The organism is Nocardioides bizhenqiangii (assembly GCF_034661235.1).
Classification (GTDB): Bacteria; Actinomycetota; Actinomycetes; order Propionibacteriales; family Nocardioidaceae; genus Nocardioides; species Nocardioides bizhenqiangii.
In genome coordinates this window covers 1,263,531-1,278,540 of sequence record NZ_CP141059.1, presented here as the reverse complement: position 1 = coordinate 1,278,540, position 15,010 = coordinate 1,263,531, and the positions used below count along the sequence as shown (strand labels likewise).

The following is a 15,010-nucleotide window of genomic DNA, read 5'->3' as shown; positions in this document are numbered from 1 at the left end:
CAGTTCGCCTCCGCGGTGTTCGGGCTGATCGGGAGCGCCCGGCTCGATGTCCGGTCCCCGGCCGGCACGCCTCCGGGACTGCTCGTCCGTACGATCGAGCCGTGAGCGACATGTGGGCCGACGAGGCCACCGATCCCCGTACCTACGGCAACCCCCAGGGCGAGAAGGCGACCTACCAGGAGTACCTCACGAACTACCGCCTCACCCTCCAGATGAAGTGCCGAGGACTGTCGCCGGAGCAGCTCGCGTTGCGGTCGGTGCCGCCGAGCAACCTGAGCCTGCTGGGCCTGGTCCGGCACATGGCGAAGGTCGAGCACAGCTGGTTCCAGAGGGTCGCGCAGGCGACCGGCGAGGAGCGCCTCTACCGCACGCCGGAGGACAGGGACCACGACTTCAACGCCGCCTTCGGTGACGAGCAGACGGTCGATGACGCGTTCCACGTCTGGCGGCGAGAGATCACCAAGGCCGACGAGTGGTTCGCCTCGGTGCCTGAGGCCGACCTCGGTCGGGAGCTCCCGATGCCCGGCGGCGACGGCGTCGTCAGCATCCGCGACATGGTCGTCCACATGATCGAGGAGTACGCCCGGCACTGCGGCCACGCCGACCTGCTGCGGGAGTGCATCGACGGGCGCACCGGCCAGTAGGAGCAGGCACCCGGCCACTAGACTCAACCCACGTGACTGCTGCTTGGGGCTTCGGCCTGACGACCTACGCCTCCGACGAGTCGGTGCTGGACACCTGGTTCCCCAGCCCCGCCCTCGGCGGGAAACCCGACGACGCCGCCGCACCGGACGAGCTGGTCACGCTGCAGGGCAGCGACAAGGTCCGCGCCGTCGAGAAGCGGGTCGTGGAGGTCGAGATCGCCGATCTCTCCGCCGCGCCGACGAGCACGACCGAGGCTTGGCTGCGGTTGCACCTGCTGTCGCACCGGTTGTGCGCCCCGCACGAGATCAACCTCGACGGCATCTTCGGGCTGCTCACCAACGTGGTGTGGACGAGCGCCGGTCCGTGCGCGGTCGAGGGCTTCGAGCTCACCCGCGCCCGGCTCAAGGGCGCCGGCCTTACGGTTGCTGTGTACGGCGTCGACAAGTTCCCGCGGATGGTCGACTACGTGCTGCCGTCGGGCGTCCGGATCGGTGACGCCGACCGCGTCCGGCTCGGGGCGCACCTCGCGGAGGGCACCACCGTCATGCACGAGGGGTTCGTGAACTTCAACGCCGGCACGCTCGGCGCGTCGATGGTCGAGGGTCGGATCTCCGCAGGGGTGGTCGTCGGGGACGGGTCCGACGTCGGCGGTGGCGCCTCGATCATGGGCACCCTGTCCGGCGGCGGCAAGGACATCATCTCGATCGGCCGACGTTGCCTGATCGGCGCGAACGCCGGGGTCGGGATCTCGCTCGGCGACGACTGCGTGGTCGAGGCGGGCTGCTACGTCACTGCCGGCACCAAGGTGCTCGTCCACCTGCCGGGCGCCGCGCCGCGGGTGATGAAGGCGCGCGACCTCTCGGGTGCCAGCAACGTGCTGTTCCGCCGCAACAGCCAGTCCGGTGCCGTCGAGGCGGTGCCGTGGCACGGCGACGGCATCGCCCTCAACGCGGCGCTGCACGCCAACTGACCGCCCCCGCGCAACCACCCCTCCCGGAGACTCGGAGCATGAGAGGACGCGTGGTCGCGGTCGTCGTCGGCCTGCTGGCCGTGGCGATCGTCGCCGTCGTCGGAGTCGTCATCTTCAACGCCGTCGAAGACATCGTCTCGGGTCCGGACGGCGACTGCACCGCCGTCGTGGACGACCACGAGGTCGAGATCTCAGGCACGCAGGCGGAGAACGCCAGCCTGATCGCCGCGATCGCCATCGAGCGAGGTCTGCCCGCCCGCGCGGTGTCGATCGCGCTCGCCACCGCGTTCCAGGAGTCGAAGCTGGTCAACATCGACTACGGCGACCGCGACTCGCTCGGGCTCTTCCAGCAGCGGCCGTCCCAGGGCTGGGGCACCGCCGAGGAGATCCTCGACCCGGTCTACTCCACCAACGCGTTCTACGACGCCCTGGTCCAGGTCGACGGCTACGAGGAGATGGCGATCACCGAAGCCGCGCAGGAGGTGCAGCGGTCGGCATTCCCCTCGGCCTACGCCGACCACGAGGACGACGCCCGCGCGCTCGCCTCGGCGCTCACCGGCTACTCCCCCGCCGCCTTCAGCTGCGACCTCGACGGCGGCGCACCCTCGGCCGACGAGGAGCTCGTCGACTCCGGCCTCACGGCGCGGGCGGACGCCGTACGCGAGGACCTGCTGGACCGGTACGGCGACCTCGACCTCGGCGGGTTCGCCCCCGGCGGCGTGTCGACGGGTCACATGGAGGGCTCGGCGCACTACGAGGGTCGCGCGATCGACGTGTTCTTCCGCCCCGTCAACGACGCCAACCGCACGAGCGGCTGGGCGGTCGCCCACTACCTGGTCGGCAACGCCGCCCGGCTCGAGATCCGCACCGTCATCTTCGACGACCGGATCTGGACCGCGGGCCGTGACGGATGGCGGGACTACGACCCGCCCGAGAGCTCGGGCTCGCAGGAGATCCTCGAGCACCGGGACCACGTCCACGTCGACGTCTTCGGCTGAGCGCAAAAAGAAGCTCTCGCGATCCTGGGAACTTTCCTGCCGGCAGCACGCATCCACACGACACAAGACGTGCTCGCCATCGAAAGGAAAACCCATGTCGAACCCCATCCGCACCGCCACCACCGCCCTCCTCGGTCTCGCCGCGGCCGCCGCCGGCGGCGCGCTCCTCCTGAGCGCCCCGGAGGCCACCGCGGCCGCGCTCGCCCCGTCGACCGTCACGATCCAGGCCGAGGGCACCGACCTCTTCGGCAAGGTCAACAGCACCCGAGCGCTGTGCAAGGCCGACCGCAACGTCATCGTCTACAAGCAGGTCGGCGTCCGTGGCGGCGGCAACGACATCCGCTTCGCCATGGACACCACCGACTCCGACGGCGACTGGAACACCGGCAACACCGGCACCGAGGGCAGGTTCTACGCCAAGGTCACGAAGAACAGCCAGTGCAACGCGGACTTCAGCCCGACGATCCGCGCCACCCGCTGATCCAGCGGCCCCGACCCGTCGAGCGGCACCTCACCCGAGGTGCCGCTCCACGGGCATGTCGCGGTCGTCGCCAGTGGGCGACGAGCTGTTCGTCCAGAGTCTCGCCCGCTAGCTCCGGACGAGCGGGTGAGCCTGGAAGAACTCCCAGATCAGGGCCGTCGCCCCTCGCGGCCACACGTGGCCGAGCCGCTCGATCCGGTAGATGACGTGCGACGCGCCGTCCGCGCAGGACGCGACGGACCGGGTGGCCGGCCGGCCACCGAGGTCGACGTCGGACAGGACGGCGTCACCACAGCCGGATCCCCGGGCCCACGCCCGGTTCACGTCGGGGAACGCGTCGGCCAGCTGGTCGCGGCCGCCTTGGAAGGCGATCAGCGAGGTCGGCCGACCGGGAGCGAACTCGCCGAAGTCGACACCGGCGACGGGAGCGAAGGCGGCGATGCGGTCGGCGAGCTGCTCGGCGACGGCGTAGGTGGTCGTGCCGCCGCGTGAGAACCCCGTCGCGTAGATGCGCCGCTCGTCGACCGGCCACACCTCGGCGACGTGGTCGATGAGCGCGCTGATGTCCTCCACGTCGTTGATGTAGTCGGGGTAGACGACGAGGAAGTCCTCGGTGTCGGCGAGCGCGTCGAACCGGGTGAGCCGGACCATCTCCTCCGGGCTGCCGGGACTGCCGTGGAAGACGAGCACCAACGGCAGCGGCCGTCCGCGCTCGACGGCCGGAGGGGCGTGCAGGAGGTACTCGCCCTCTGATCCGCCGGGCAAGCTGACCCCGAGGCGGAGGTCACCGGCGACGGGCGTCGTCGGGTCCGGCTCGGGAGTCTCGGTGTCGATCAGGATCGCCGGCGTCGAGGACGGCCGGTCGGTCCCCGGCTCCGACTCCTCCGACGAGCAGGCACCGAGCAGCAGCGCGAGCGCGAGCAGCGGGGACAGGCGGCGCATGCGCCGACCGTATCGGGTCAGGCCAGGGTGGCCAGTCGTTCCGCTGCGGCGGCGACCCGCTCGTCGGTGGCGGTGAACGCGACCCGCACGTGGCGGGAGCCGGCGGCGCCGTAGAAGTCGCCGGGGGCAACCAGGATCCCGAGCGCGGCGAGCTCGGCGACGGTCTCCCAGCAGTCCGGGCCGTCCGGGCCGCGGGTGGCCCACAGGTAGAGGGACGCCTCGGAGTGATCGATCCTGAAGCCGGCGGCCTCGAGGGCGGCCTTGAGCGTGGCCCGGCGAGCGGCGTACCGCTCGTGCTGCTCCTCGCTGTGCCGGTCGTCGGCGAGCACGGCGGCCAGCACCCGCTGTTGCGGGCCCGGCATCTGCAGCCCGAGGTTCTTGCGCACCGCGAGCAGCTCCGCCACGACCGACCGGTCACCCGCGACGAACGCGCAGCGGTAGCCGGCCAGGTTCGAGCGCTTCGAGAGCGAGTGGACGGCGAGGATGCCGGCGAAGGTCCCGCCGCAGATGTCGGGATGCAGCACCGAGTACGCGTCGGCGTCCCAGCTGCACTCGATGTAGCACTCGTCGGAGACGAGGAGCACGCCGCGCTCGCGGCACCAGTCCACGACCTTCTTGAGGTGCTCCTTCGGGAGCACCCGGCCGGTGGGGTTGGACGGCGAGTTGATCCACAGCAGTCGCGGGGTCTCCGGGCCGAGCGCGGTCAGCGAGTCGGTCGCCAGCGTGCGCGCCCCCACGAGGGCGGCGCCGACCTCGTAGGTCGGGTAGGCCAGCTCGGGATGGACGACCAGGTCGCCAGGGCCGACGCCGAGGTGGGTCGGCAGCGACGCGATCAGCTCCTTGGAGCCGATCACCGGCAACACCTGGTCGATGTCGAGCCCGGTCACGCCGTGACAGCGCGCGAGCCAGTCGACGACCGCCTGGCGCGTGCCGGGCAGGCCGACGGTCATCGGGTAGCCCGGCGAGTCCGCCGCCTCGCGCAGCGCGGCCTGGGCGACCTCGGGGGTGGGGTCGACGGGGGTGCCGACGGACAGGTCGACGATGCCGTCGGCGTGCGCACGTGCTTGCGCGGCGTACGCCGTCAGCTTGTCCCAGGGGAAGTCCGGGAGCCGCTCGGAGACGGGGTCAGTGGTCAGTGGACTGGGGAGGGAGCGCGGCGATGAACGGGTGGTCCTTGTCGATCACGCCCATCTTGGCCGCGCCACCGGGCGAGCCGAGGTCGTCGAAGAACTGGACGTTGGCGTCGTAGTAGTCCTTCCACTCCTCGGGGGTGTCGTCCTCGTAGAAGATCGCCTCCACCGGGCAGACCGGCTCGCACGCACCGCAGTCGACGCACTCGTCGGGGTGGATGTAGAGCATCCGCTTGCCCTCGTAGATGCAGTCGACGGGGCACTCGTCGACGCACGCGCGGTCCTTGAGGTCCACGCACGGCTGGGAGATGACGTAGGTCACCGGTCCTCCTGATGACTGCGGAAAGAATGCGAAACACGAAACATGTTCGTGTCCACGCTCAGCCTAGTATCCCGGGGGTGACGTCCGCGCACGACCCTCGGGATCCGGGACAGCATCTGCTCGGTCCGCACGTCGTCGGCCTACGGATCGTGGTCCGCCGGCTGCTCCGCGGCGAGACCGGCCCGTCCGGTGGACCGGCGATGACCGACCTGCTGGGCGTCTGCATCGCGTGGGGTGACGGCCGGTGCGTCGTGCGGCCGGAGGACGGCGAACCGGTCGAGATCGCGATCGGCGACATCGTCTCCGGCAAGCCGGTGCCGCCGCGGCCGTCGGTCCGGATGCGGGTGTCCGCACGCGAGGCGGAGCTGCACACGGCATCGCTCTGGGCGACGGTCGAGACGGTCCCGCTCGGCGAGTGGGTGCTGCGGACCGACACCGCGCCCGTCGGTCGGCTCCGACGTCGCGGCAACTCGTGCCTGGCGATGGGCGACCCGGGCCTGCCGTTCGAGGCCGCGGCCGCCGCCGTCCGGCAGTTCTACGACGACCGCGGGCGGCCGCCGTACGTCCAGGTCGAGGCGGGCTCGCCCGAGGAGGACGCGTTCGTCGCAGCCGGCTGGGAGGTCGATCCCACCGGCGACGCCGAGCACCGGCTGGCGTCGCTGACCCAGGTACGGCGCCTCCTCCGTGCCGCCTTCGAGCCGACCTCGCTCGTGGCTGACGGGCCGCGTGCGGTCGCGACGATCGCCGGTCGGGCGCGCGGCGAGGCCGCGGTCGACGGCGACTGGATCGGCGTGCACGCGATCGAGGTCGACCCGGCTCACCGCCGTCAGGGGCTGGCGACCGCCGTCCTCGCCGAGCTCCTCGAGTGGGGCGCCGAGCAGGGCGCGACTACGGTCTGGCTGCACGTCGAGACCGACAACGCGCCCGCGCTCGCGTGGTACGACGGCCTCGGCCTGGCGCGGCACCACACCTGTCGCTACCTGACCGCCCCCAGCGCGGCGAGCCGGTCGCCCTCGACCCGGTAGGTCTTCCACTGCTCCATCGGCCGACCGCCGAGGGCGTCGTAGAACTCGATCGCGGGGGTGTTCCAGTCGAGGACCACCCACTCGAACCGCTGGTACCCGCGGTCGAGCGCGATCCGCGCGAGCGCGACCAGGAACGCCTTGCCGAAGCCGTGGCCGCGGTGCTCGGGCTCGACGAACAGGTCCTCGAGGTAGAGGCCCGGCACGCCGGTCCAGGTGGAGTAGCTGCGGTACCAGACCGCCACCCCGACGACCCTGCCATCGAGCTCCGCGACCAGGGCGGAGGCCACCGCGTCGTCGCCGAAGAGCCAGCGCTCGACCAGGTCCTGGGTGTTCGTCACCGCGTCGGGCTCGCGCTCGTAGATCGCGAGCTCGCGGACCAGCCGCAGGATGTCGGCGGCGTCGTCGACCGTCGCGACCCGGATCCCGGCCGGCAGCTCCACGGTGGTGCTCATCCCGGGGCTCACCCGAGGGCGAGGAAGGTCAGCAGGTCCTGCCGGGTCAGCACCCCGACCGGCTTGCCGTCCTCCTGCACGAGCACGGCATCGGCGGACTCGAGCATCGCCGCCGCGTCGGAGGCGTCCTCGGTCGAGCCGACGGTCGGCAGCGGTGGCGACATGTGCTTCTCCACCGGGTCGGTGAGTCGGGCGCGACCGGCGTAGAGCGCGTCGAGCAGAGCGCGGTCGGAGACCGATCCGGCCACCTCGGCCGCCACGATCGGCGGCTCGGCGCGGACGACGGGCATCTGCGAGACGCCGTACTCCTGCAGGATCGCGACCGCCTCGGCGATGGTCTCGTTGGGGTGGGTGTGCACGAGGTCGGGCAACGTACCGGTCTTGCCGCGCAGCACCTCGCCGACGGTGCGGGCGGTGTGCGGCTGCCCGTTGGGGAAGCCGTACTGCGCGAGCCAGTCGTCGTTGAAGACCTTGGTCAGGTAGCCGCGACCCGAGTCCGGCAGCAGTACGACGATCACCGCGTCGTCGCCCTCGGGCGTCCCGGAGATCTCGCGGGCGAGCTGGGCGGCCGCGAACGCCGCCATGCCGGACGAGCCGCCGACGAGCATCGCCTCCTCCCGCGCCAGCCGCCGGGTGAACGCGAACGAGTCGGCGTCGGACACCTCGATCACCCGGTCGGCGACGGTGCGGTCGTAGGTCTCGGGCCAGAAGTCCTCGCCGACGCCCTCGACCAGATAGGGGCGGCCGCTGCCGCCGGAGTAGACCGAGCCGGAGGGGTCGGCGCCGACCACCTGGATCGCGGGGTTCTGCTCCTTGAGGTAGCGGCCGACGCCGCTGATCGTGCCGCCGGTGCCCATCCCGGTGACGAAGTGCGTGATCCTGCCCTCGGTCTGCCGCCAGATCTCGGGACCGGTCTCCTCGTAGTGCGAGCGCGGGTTGTGCGGGTTGGAGTACTGGTCGGGCTTCCACGCCCCCGGCTGCGAGGACAGCCGATCGGACACGTTGTAGTAGGAGTCGGGGTGCTCCGGCGGCACCGCGGTCGGGCAGACGACCACCTCCGCGCCGTACGCCTTGAGCACGTTGCGCTTGTCCTCGCTGACCTTGTCGGGGCAGACGAAGATGCAGTGGTAGCCCTTCTGCTGGGCCACCATCGCCAGTCCGACACCGGTGTTGCCGGACGTCGGCTCCACAATGGTGCCGCCCGGCTGGAGCTCGCCGGACTCCTCGGCGGCCTCGATCATGCGGCTGGCGATCCGGTCCTTCACCGAGCCGCCGGGGTTGAGGTACTCCACCTTGGCCAGCACCAGCGGCCCCTTGCTGTCACTGCCGTCCCCGCCGCCGACGCCGTCCAGGCAACGGTTCAGCCGGACGAGCGGGGTATTCCCGATGAGGTCCAAGAGGGACTCGGCGTACTCCATGACCTCAACTTAGACGACCCGACATCGGGGCGCTTCCCGACCAATCCGGCGGCGCTGTCGCACCGAACCACGCCTTGTGGTGTGGGTCACACGGACCGGCACCGAGGGAAGGGACTGAACCAATGAAATTCCGCACCGTTGCCGGCCGATCGAAGGCCGCGCTGGCGTTGACCGGGGTCGGGGGAGCGCTCCTGGTCACCGGCATGGCCGGCCTGGGGCCCACCCCTGCCAACAGCTCGAGCCACCGGGAGGCCCCACTCATCGCCGGACTCCCCCAGTACGACACGACCGACCTCTACGCGTTCCGCAGCCCCGACCGCCGGAACACCGTCACGCTCATCGCCAACTGGATCCCGTTCGAGGAGCCGGCCGGAGGCCCGAACTTCTACTCCTTCGCGACCGACGCCCGCTACAACATCAAGATCGACAACGACGGCGACGCCAGGCCGGACGTGACCTTCCGCTGGACGTTCGAGGACCACTACGTCAGCGAGGACACGTTCCTCTACGCCACCGGCCCGGTGACGTCGCTCCGGGACGTGAACCTCAACTACTACCAGACCTACCGCCTCGAGAAGGTGGCCGACGGTCGGACGACGGTGCTGGTCAAGCAGCGCCGGGTCGTCCCCTCGGACGTCGGGGAAGCCTCGATGCCGAACTACGGCGCCCTGCGGTCGGCCGGGGTGACCAAGGCCGGGCCGGACGGCAGCTACCGCACGTTCGCGGGCCAGGCGGAGGACCCGTTCTTCCTCGACCTCCGAGTCTTCGACCTGCTCTACGGGGGCGACTTCTCCGAGTCCGGCGACGACACGCTCGCCGGGTTCAACGTGAACTCGGTCGCTCTCCAGGTGCCTCGCTCGGAGCTCGCCCTCCAGGGGAGGACGGCGGCGAACCCCATCGTCGGCATCTGGTCCACTACGGACCGCCGCGGTGTCGACGGCAGCTACCGTCAGGTCTCGCGACTCGGTATGCCGCTGGTCAACGAGGTGGTCATCCCGCTCAAGGACAAGAACAGGTTCAACGCGTCTGCCCCGCGCAACGACGGCCAGTTCCTGGACTACGTCACCGAGCCCGAGCTGCCCAAGCTGATCGAGGCGGTGTACGGCGTGCCCGCGCCCGCGGAGCCGCGCAACGACCTCGTCTCGGTGTTCCTCACCGGCGTGGACGGGCTCAACAAGCCCGCCGGCGTCACTCCGAGTGAGCAGCTGCGACTCAACATGACGACGCCGGTCTCGGACGACCCCGACTCGCTCGGTGTCATCGGCGGGGACAACCAGGGCTTCCCGAACGGTCGGCGCCTGGCGGACGACGTCATCGACATCGCGCTGCAGGTCGTCGAGGGTGAGCTGGTGGGTCAGCCGAACGACCTGGCTGACGGCGTGGACGCCAACGACGTGGAGTTCAGGGACACGTTCCCCTACCTGGCCCTGCCGGCCAGCGGCAGCGACGCGTCGCCCCACCCGGCGACGGCGCCGGCGCCGAAGGACCAGCAGGACGGTGTCGAGGAGTTCTTCAACAACGGCGTCCTGCCGCTGATCCTCACCGGTGCCGGGGGTGGCGGCCTCCTCGCGGGTGCCGTGCTGCTGGTGCGGGCGCACCGGCGGCAGCCTCGGCTGCAGCCGGCCACTGCCTGATCCGATCGCCGTCCGGCCGCGCGTGATCCACGCACGGCCGGGCGGCCCCCAACCCCCAGGAACCCCCATGCGGAAGTACGCCCTCGTCCTCGCCGTCTCCGTCGCCCTCGCCGTCTCCGGCGGGATCGGTCTCTCCAGCCGGTCCGATCCCCCGTCCGCGGAACCGATCGCGGCCGACCTCCGCATCACACCAGGAGACGGTCGCAACCTGACCGCCGTCATCGATCGCCTCGAGGAGACCCTGCGCCGGGTCCCCGACGACCACCTGACCTGGGCAACCCTGGCCCTGGCCTACGTCGAGCAGGTGCGGGTGAACGGCGACGTCGCTCTCTACGACGAGGCCGAGGAGGCGGTCGACCGATCCCTCGAGATCCAGCCGGACGACAACGTCGCAGCGCTCACGGCCACCAGCGCTCTGCACGGGGTGAAGCACGAGTTCCGGGACGCACTGGCGTCCGCCGACGCAGCTCTGGAGATCGACCCCTTCCACCCCACGGCGCTCGTCCTCCGCGTGGATGCCCTCACCGAGCTGGGGCGCTACGCCGACCAGCTCGCCGCCCTCCGCACCGCAGACCGGCGCCAGCCCGGAGTCCCGGTGGCTGTGCGGTTCGCCTACGCCTACGAGCTGCGCGGCGACCTGCCGCGAGCCACGGCCATCCTGCGCCGGAGCGCGACGTCCGCCACTGGCGGCGACCGGGCGCACGTGCTGACTCTCCTCGCCGACCTCGAGCGCCGCCGCGGGCGCACGACCGAGGCCGGGCGGCTGCTCGGGGTCGTGCGTCGCATCGACCCCGGCTATCTCCCCGCACTCATCTCCCGGGCCCGGTTGGCGACGGCGACCGGCCGGCTCGGCCGGGCCGCTCGGCTCTGGGATCGGGTGGTCGCCAGGGCGGACCATCCTGAGCACCACGTCGAGCTCGGGGAGATCTACGCCGCGACCGGCCGTCACCGGCTCGCCCACCAGCAGCTCGACCCGCTCGAGGAGTACGCCACCGAGCTGGACAGCGTCTCCCTCGGCCGCGAGCTCGACGTCGCGCTGTTCATGGCCGACCACGCCGATCCCGAGGTCGGCCTGGCCGCAGCGCGGGCCGAGTGGGACAGCCGCAAGGGCATCCCCGCCGCCGACGCGCTCGGCTGGACCCTGCACCGGACGGGGCAGAGCCGCGCTGGGTTGCGGTTCGCCAGGATCGCCACCCGCCTCGGTACCCCGGACGCCGGCTTCTGGATCCATCGTGGACTGATCGAGGCGTCGCTCGGGCTCGCCGGCCCCGCTCGACGGCACCTCGCCTACGCCTTGCGGCTCGACCCTGGGATCTCACCGGCGCAGCGGCAGCGGGCCGCGCGCGTCCTCGATCGGCTGACCTGAGCCTCCGCCAGGGGGACCCGCTCCGTAAGGTGGGGCGCGTGACGAAAGCAGCAGCGGCACGGAAGCTGGCCGCTGCCGCCCTCTACGGCGGCGGCGGCGTTTCCGCGCTCGGCGCCGGGATCTACGGCGTGCTGGTCGCCGAGGCGAAGCTCGCCCGCCGCACGATCGGCGAGGCCAACGACGTGCCGCCGAACTCGACCGGCTGGTACGGCCGCGGTCGGCCCGGCCCGGCGATCCGGATCGCGCTGCTCGGCGACTCGAGCGCCGCCGGCTACGGCGTGGAGCGCGTCGAGGAGACGCCGGGCGCTCTCATCGCCAGCGGCGTGGCGCGGCACGCGGACCGGCGGGTCTACCTCAAGGAGGTCTGCGTCGTCGGCGCGCGCTCGTCCGACCTGGCGGCGCAGATCGACCGGGCCCTCCCGATCGAGCCCGAGGTCGTGTTGATCATGATCGGCGGCAACGACGTGACCCACACGGTGCTGCCGTCGCAGTCGGTCCGGTACCTCTCCGAGGCCGTACGACGCCTCACCGCCGCCAGTGCCAAGGTCGTCGTGGGCACCTGTCCCGATCTCGGCACCATCCAGCCGATCGCTCCGCCGCTGCGGCAGGTCGCCCGCACCTGGTCCCGCCGGCTGGCGGCCGCCCAGACGATCGCCACCATCGAGGAGGGCGGACGGACGGTGTCGCTCGGCTCGGTGCTCGGGCCGGAGTTCGCCGCCGCTCCCGGGGTCCTGTTCGGTCCCGACCGGTTCCACCCGTCCGCCGCGGGCTACCGCGCCTGCGCCAACGTGCTGCTCCCCTCCGTGCTGGCCGCCCTCGACGAGGCGCCCGTCGAGGAGATCACGCTCGAGGCCTACCGGGGCGAGGGCGTGCTGCCGATCTCCCGGGCCGCCGTCCAGGCCGTCAACGAGCCGGGCACCGAGCTCGGCGGCACCGAGGTCGCGGGGAGGCGCGCGGGTGTCCGTGGTCTCTGGGTCGAGCTGCGCCACCGGCGCCGCCGGCCGCAGGTCGCGGCGGAGGCGCCCGACGAGCACGAGGCCGTCGGAAGCGTCGACCAGTCCCCGAAATGACCGAAGGCCCCGGATCGCTCCGGGGCCCTCGGCTTTGCTTCTGTGGTCGAGGAGGCCTTCGCCTCCCGCGCCACGGATACGTCACGGTGGTGGCGTCTCGAGACCTCAGTCCGACTGGAGGATGGCCAGGATCCGCAGCAGGTTGGTGTAGATCCAGACCAGGCTCACCGTGAGCGCGAACGCCGCCCGCCACGACTCCCTCTCGGGGATGCCGTTGCGGACGCCCTGCTCGATGAAGTCGAAGTCGAGGATCAGCATGAACACGCCGAGCACTAGGCCGGCGATCGAGAAGATCAGGCCCAATCCGCCGAAGCCGAAGAGGCCGAGCTCGCTCCCGAAGAGGCCGAGCACGAGCTCCATCATGCTGAGCGCCACCATGCCGAACATCGCGGCGATCACGAAGGTGCGGAACCTCTGGCCGACCTTGATCTCGAAGAACTTGTACGCCGCCAGCGTGCCCGCGAACGCCGCGAACGTGCCGAGCACAGCCTGGACGACGATGCCGCCGTACTGCTCGCTCGGGAACGCGGCGTCGTAGAACTTGCTGAGCGCGCCCAGCGCGACACCCTCGAGGGCAGCGAACGCCAGCACCAGCGGCGGGCTCACGACGCGCTTGAACGAGTTCACCATCGAAAGGGCGAAGGCGCCCAGCGAGCCGATCAGGATCGCGGCCATCAGCGTGCCGGCGGCGGCCTCGTCCTCGATCGCGGGAGTCAGCACCCACGTCGCCGCGGCGGTCAGAAATACGACACCGAGAGTCATCGCGCTCGACTGCACGACGGAGTCGATCGTCATCCGACCCGCGGTCGGCGGGGCGGTGGGCGGAGCGTAGCCCGGTTCGCCGCCGAGGCCCTGCGGCGACGGCGCGTATCCCGGGTACGACGTCTGGCCGTACGGGGAGGCTTGGTTGAACTCCTCCGACCGACGGAACACGGGGTTGTTGCTCTGCATGGTCTCCTCCGAAGGGATTCCTGAGTAGGTGACTCCCAGTCTAGGCAGTCAGATACCCGAACAACGCTCCGAGACCCCCGGACGTTCCCGCTCAGCGCCCGGTGATGGTCACTGTGACCGGCCCCTCGGAGGCCGGCGTGACGTGCACCATCCGGCCCGGTCGGCGGACGGCGGTGCCGCCGGTGACGCTGACCTGGAAGCCGTCGGGGTAGTGCAGCGGACTGACGAAGATCTCCGTCGGCGCCGCGATCCCGGGGTCCGGTCGGTAGCGGAACCGGAAGTCACCGGAGCCGGCGTCGAACGACATCGCGGTCGGGACGCCGGCGACCGCCTGCGCGTAGGTCCGCACCAGCCGGCGCAGCTTCTCGGTCTTGACGGTCGTGAGGTCGGCGTCGTCGGCGAACATGCCCTGGGCGTCGTCGGCGGTGGTCGGGTCGTCCCAGCGCTTGTAGGCCCAGTGCAGCCAGCCCATCAGGTGCTCGTCGGCGACTGCGGCATCGATCTCGATCGCCCGCAGGTTGTCGGTCGCCCCCCACTCGCTCATCATCGGCACCGCTCTCATCGCGGCTGCCTGGTCGAGCGCGTGCGCGTTGCGGTCGCGGCTGAACGCCCAGCAGTTCTCGACATCGCCGCCCGGGATCCCCTGCGACTCGAGGAACACGTCCGGGCAGTAGTTGTGCCACGACAGCCCGAGCCGCCGCTCCCCCGCCATCGGCTCGAGGAAGGTCGGGATCTTCTGTCCGCCAGCGAACTGCTGCGGCTCCCACCAGACGATGTTCTCGGTATCGATGGCCCGGATCGCCGCGGTGGCCTGCTCGTAGGCCGGTTGCAGCTCGTTGGTGTACGACGCCTGGCAACCCGCCAGGAGGCAGGTCGGCCACTCCAGGCCCATCCAGGGCTCGTTGATCAGGTCGTAGCCCATCAGGTAGGGCTGCTCCTGCCACCAGCGCGCGGCGACCTCCCAGGCCGCGACCCAGCCGTCGAGCAGGCCGTGCTGGTCGGCCCAGAACTGGTCGAACACCGTCGACACCTCGGGCGTCCAGTAGCCCATCGGGAACGGCAGGTTGACCGGCGGGAGCAGGTGGAACGGCGCGGGCCGGATCATCGCCCAGTCCGGCACTCCCTCGCCGCCGTACGTCTCGTGCCACATGTCCTGGTGCGCGTCGAGCTGCATCCAGATGCCCTGCTCGGTCAGCAGGTCCATCACCCGCTGCCACCGGTCGCGGTAGGCCGGGTCTCCGACCCCGGCCTGCTCGGGAGTGATCCCGGCCCAGAGGGTGCCGAGCCGCACCCCGTTGAAGCCGAAGCGCTTCAGCCAGCGAGCGTCGGCGGCGGTGAAGCCGGCCCGGGTGGCCGGCGGGACGTACGGCGCGCGCTTCCACACCAGGTTGAAGCCGTGCACGATCACGACCCGGCCGTGCTGGTCGACCATCCACCGGCCCTTGCGGCGCAGCTGCGGCAGGTCCGGTTCAGGGGCGGCCACGGCTGCAGGTGCCGTGACCGCCGAGCGACCGTCGCGAACGGCGTCAGCGCCCGGCGTGATGCCGACCAGCAAGGCGGCAACGACCAGCGCGATAGAACACGTTCTACGTCGGCTCACGTCAGG

General features: G+C 71.3%; 15 protein-coding genes. 8 read left to right on the top strand and 7 right to left on the bottom strand.

Annotated features, from left to right (window positions below; genetic code table 11):
* Nucleotides 1–110: 110 nt before the first annotated feature.
* From SHK19_RS06325 to SHK19_RS06310, 4 genes are all read left to right on the top strand, one after another.
* Nucleotides 111–644 (top strand): DinB family protein, encoded by a 534-nt coding sequence (locus tag SHK19_RS06325; RefSeq protein ID WP_322458408.1) that lies wholly within the window; start codon nt 111–113, stop codon nt 642–644.
* A gap of 32 nt (nt 645–676) precedes the next feature.
* Nucleotides 677–1,615, top strand: coding sequence for a 2,3,4,5-tetrahydropyridine-2,6-dicarboxylate N-succinyltransferase (gene dapD / locus SHK19_RS06320; protein WP_322458393.1), 939 nt, complete (start codon nt 677–679; stop codon nt 1,613–1,615).
* 38 nt (nt 1,616–1,653) lie between these two features.
* A complete protein-coding gene (locus SHK19_RS06315) occupies nt 1,654–2,613 on the top strand; it encodes a hypothetical protein (RefSeq protein WP_322938136.1) in 960 nt (319 codons plus the stop codon).
* Between the two features lie 94 nt (nt 2,614–2,707).
* Nucleotides 2,708–3,094, top strand: a complete 387-nt coding sequence (locus SHK19_RS06310; RefSeq protein ID WP_322938135.1) for a hypothetical protein — start codon at nt 2,708–2,710, stop codon at nt 3,092–3,094.
* A gap of 108 nt (nt 3,095–3,202) precedes the next feature.
* Here SHK19_RS06310 and SHK19_RS06305 read toward each other — a convergent pair whose 3' ends face one another.
* Genes SHK19_RS06305 through fdxA form a run of 3 tightly spaced genes read right to left on the bottom strand, consistent with a single transcriptional unit; the run spans nt 3,203 to nt 5,488 of the window.
* Nucleotides 3,203–4,036 carry an alpha/beta hydrolase family esterase gene (locus SHK19_RS06305; protein WP_322938134.1) on the bottom strand — a complete coding sequence of 278 codons (834 nt, stop codon included), beginning with the start codon at nt 4,034–4,036 and terminating at the stop codon, nt 3,203–3,205.
* Nucleotides 4,037–4,053: 17 nt separating this feature from the next.
* Nucleotides 4,054–5,172, bottom strand: a complete 1,119-nt coding sequence (gene dapC / locus SHK19_RS06300) for a succinyldiaminopimelate transaminase (RefSeq protein WP_322938675.1) — start codon at nt 5,170–5,172, stop codon at nt 4,054–4,056.
* Nucleotides 5,162–5,488 carry a ferredoxin gene (fdxA, locus tag SHK19_RS06295; protein ID WP_322458390.1) on the bottom strand — a complete coding sequence of 109 codons (327 nt, stop codon included), beginning with the start codon at nt 5,486–5,488 and terminating at the stop codon, nt 5,162–5,164. The genes dapC and fdxA overlap by 11 nt, the downstream gene beginning before the upstream one ends.
* 77 nt (nt 5,489–5,565) lie before the next feature.
* On the opposite strand from fdxA, the gene SHK19_RS06290 reads away from it, so the two are divergent.
* Nucleotides 5,566–6,513: a GNAT family N-acetyltransferase gene (locus SHK19_RS06290; RefSeq protein ID WP_322938133.1), complete on the top strand. Its 948-nt coding sequence runs from the start codon at nt 5,566–5,568 to the stop codon at nt 6,511–6,513.
* Here the strand turns inward: SHK19_RS06290 and SHK19_RS06285 are convergent.
* Nucleotides 6,465–6,965 (bottom strand): GNAT family N-acetyltransferase, encoded by a 501-nt coding sequence (locus SHK19_RS06285; protein ID WP_322938132.1) that lies wholly within the window; start codon nt 6,963–6,965, stop codon nt 6,465–6,467. The genes SHK19_RS06290 and SHK19_RS06285 overlap by 49 nt on opposite strands.
* A gap of 8 nt (nt 6,966–6,973) precedes the next feature.
* Nucleotides 6,974–8,383, bottom strand: coding sequence for a cystathionine beta-synthase (locus tag SHK19_RS06280; RefSeq protein WP_322938131.1), 1,410 nt, complete (start codon nt 8,381–8,383; stop codon nt 6,974–6,976).
* Between the two features lie 122 nt (nt 8,384–8,505).
* Here SHK19_RS06280 and SHK19_RS06275 point away from each other — a divergent pair, with 122 nt between their 5' ends.
* From SHK19_RS06275 to SHK19_RS06265, 3 genes are all read left to right on the top strand, one after another.
* Nucleotides 8,506–10,017, top strand: coding sequence for a DUF4331 domain-containing protein (locus SHK19_RS06275; protein WP_322938130.1), 1,512 nt, complete (start codon nt 8,506–8,508; stop codon nt 10,015–10,017).
* Between the two features lie 67 nt (nt 10,018–10,084).
* On the top strand, nt 10,085–11,383 hold the full coding sequence (locus SHK19_RS06270; RefSeq protein ID WP_322938129.1) for a tetratricopeptide repeat protein: 1,299 nt from the start codon (nt 10,085–10,087) through the stop codon (nt 11,381–11,383).
* 38 nt (nt 11,384–11,421) lie between these two features.
* Nucleotides 11,422–12,453, top strand: a complete 1,032-nt coding sequence (locus tag SHK19_RS06265; protein WP_322938128.1) for an SGNH/GDSL hydrolase family protein — start codon at nt 11,422–11,424, stop codon at nt 12,451–12,453.
* Between the two features lie 105 nt (nt 12,454–12,558).
* Here the strand turns inward: SHK19_RS06265 and SHK19_RS06260 are convergent, their stop codons facing one another.
* Entirely contained in the window at nt 12,559–13,404 is an 846-nt protein-coding gene (locus SHK19_RS06260) for a Bax inhibitor-1/YccA family protein (protein ID WP_322458381.1), read from the bottom strand.
* A gap of 91 nt (nt 13,405–13,495) precedes the next feature.
* Nucleotides 13,496–15,004 (bottom strand): cellulase family glycosylhydrolase, encoded by a 1,509-nt coding sequence (locus tag SHK19_RS06255; protein WP_322458380.1) that lies wholly within the window; start codon nt 15,002–15,004, stop codon nt 13,496–13,498.
* Between the last annotated feature and the right edge of the window lie 6 nt (nt 15,005–15,010).

Coding starts and splice junctions, on each gene's coding strand:
- SHK19_RS06325 (WP_322458408.1), top strand. CDS start 111: ATGTGGGCCGACGAGGCCACCGATCCCCGTACCTACGGCAACCCCCAG.
- SHK19_RS06315 (WP_322938136.1), top strand. CDS start 1,654: ATGAGAGGACGCGTGGTCGCGGTCGTCGTCGGCCTGCTGGCCGTGGCG.
- SHK19_RS06310 (WP_322938135.1), top strand. CDS start 2,708: ATGTCGAACCCCATCCGCACCGCCACCACCGCCCTCCTCGGTCTCGCC.
- SHK19_RS06305 (WP_322938134.1), bottom strand. CDS start 4,036: ATGCGCCGCCTGTCCCCGCTGCTCGCGCTCGCGCTGCTGCTCGGTGCC.
- SHK19_RS06285 (WP_322938132.1), bottom strand. CDS start 6,965: ATGAGCACCACCGTGGAGCTGCCGGCCGGGATCCGGGTCGCGACGGTC.
- SHK19_RS06280 (WP_322938131.1), bottom strand. CDS start 8,383: ATGGAGTACGCCGAGTCCCTCTTGGACCTCATCGGGAATACCCCGCTC.
- SHK19_RS06275 (WP_322938130.1), top strand. CDS start 8,506: ATGAAATTCCGCACCGTTGCCGGCCGATCGAAGGCCGCGCTGGCGTTG.
- SHK19_RS06270 (WP_322938129.1), top strand. CDS start 10,085: ATGCGGAAGTACGCCCTCGTCCTCGCCGTCTCCGTCGCCCTCGCCGTC.
- SHK19_RS06260 (WP_322458381.1), bottom strand. CDS start 13,404: ATGCAGAGCAACAACCCCGTGTTCCGTCGGTCGGAGGAGTTCAACCAA.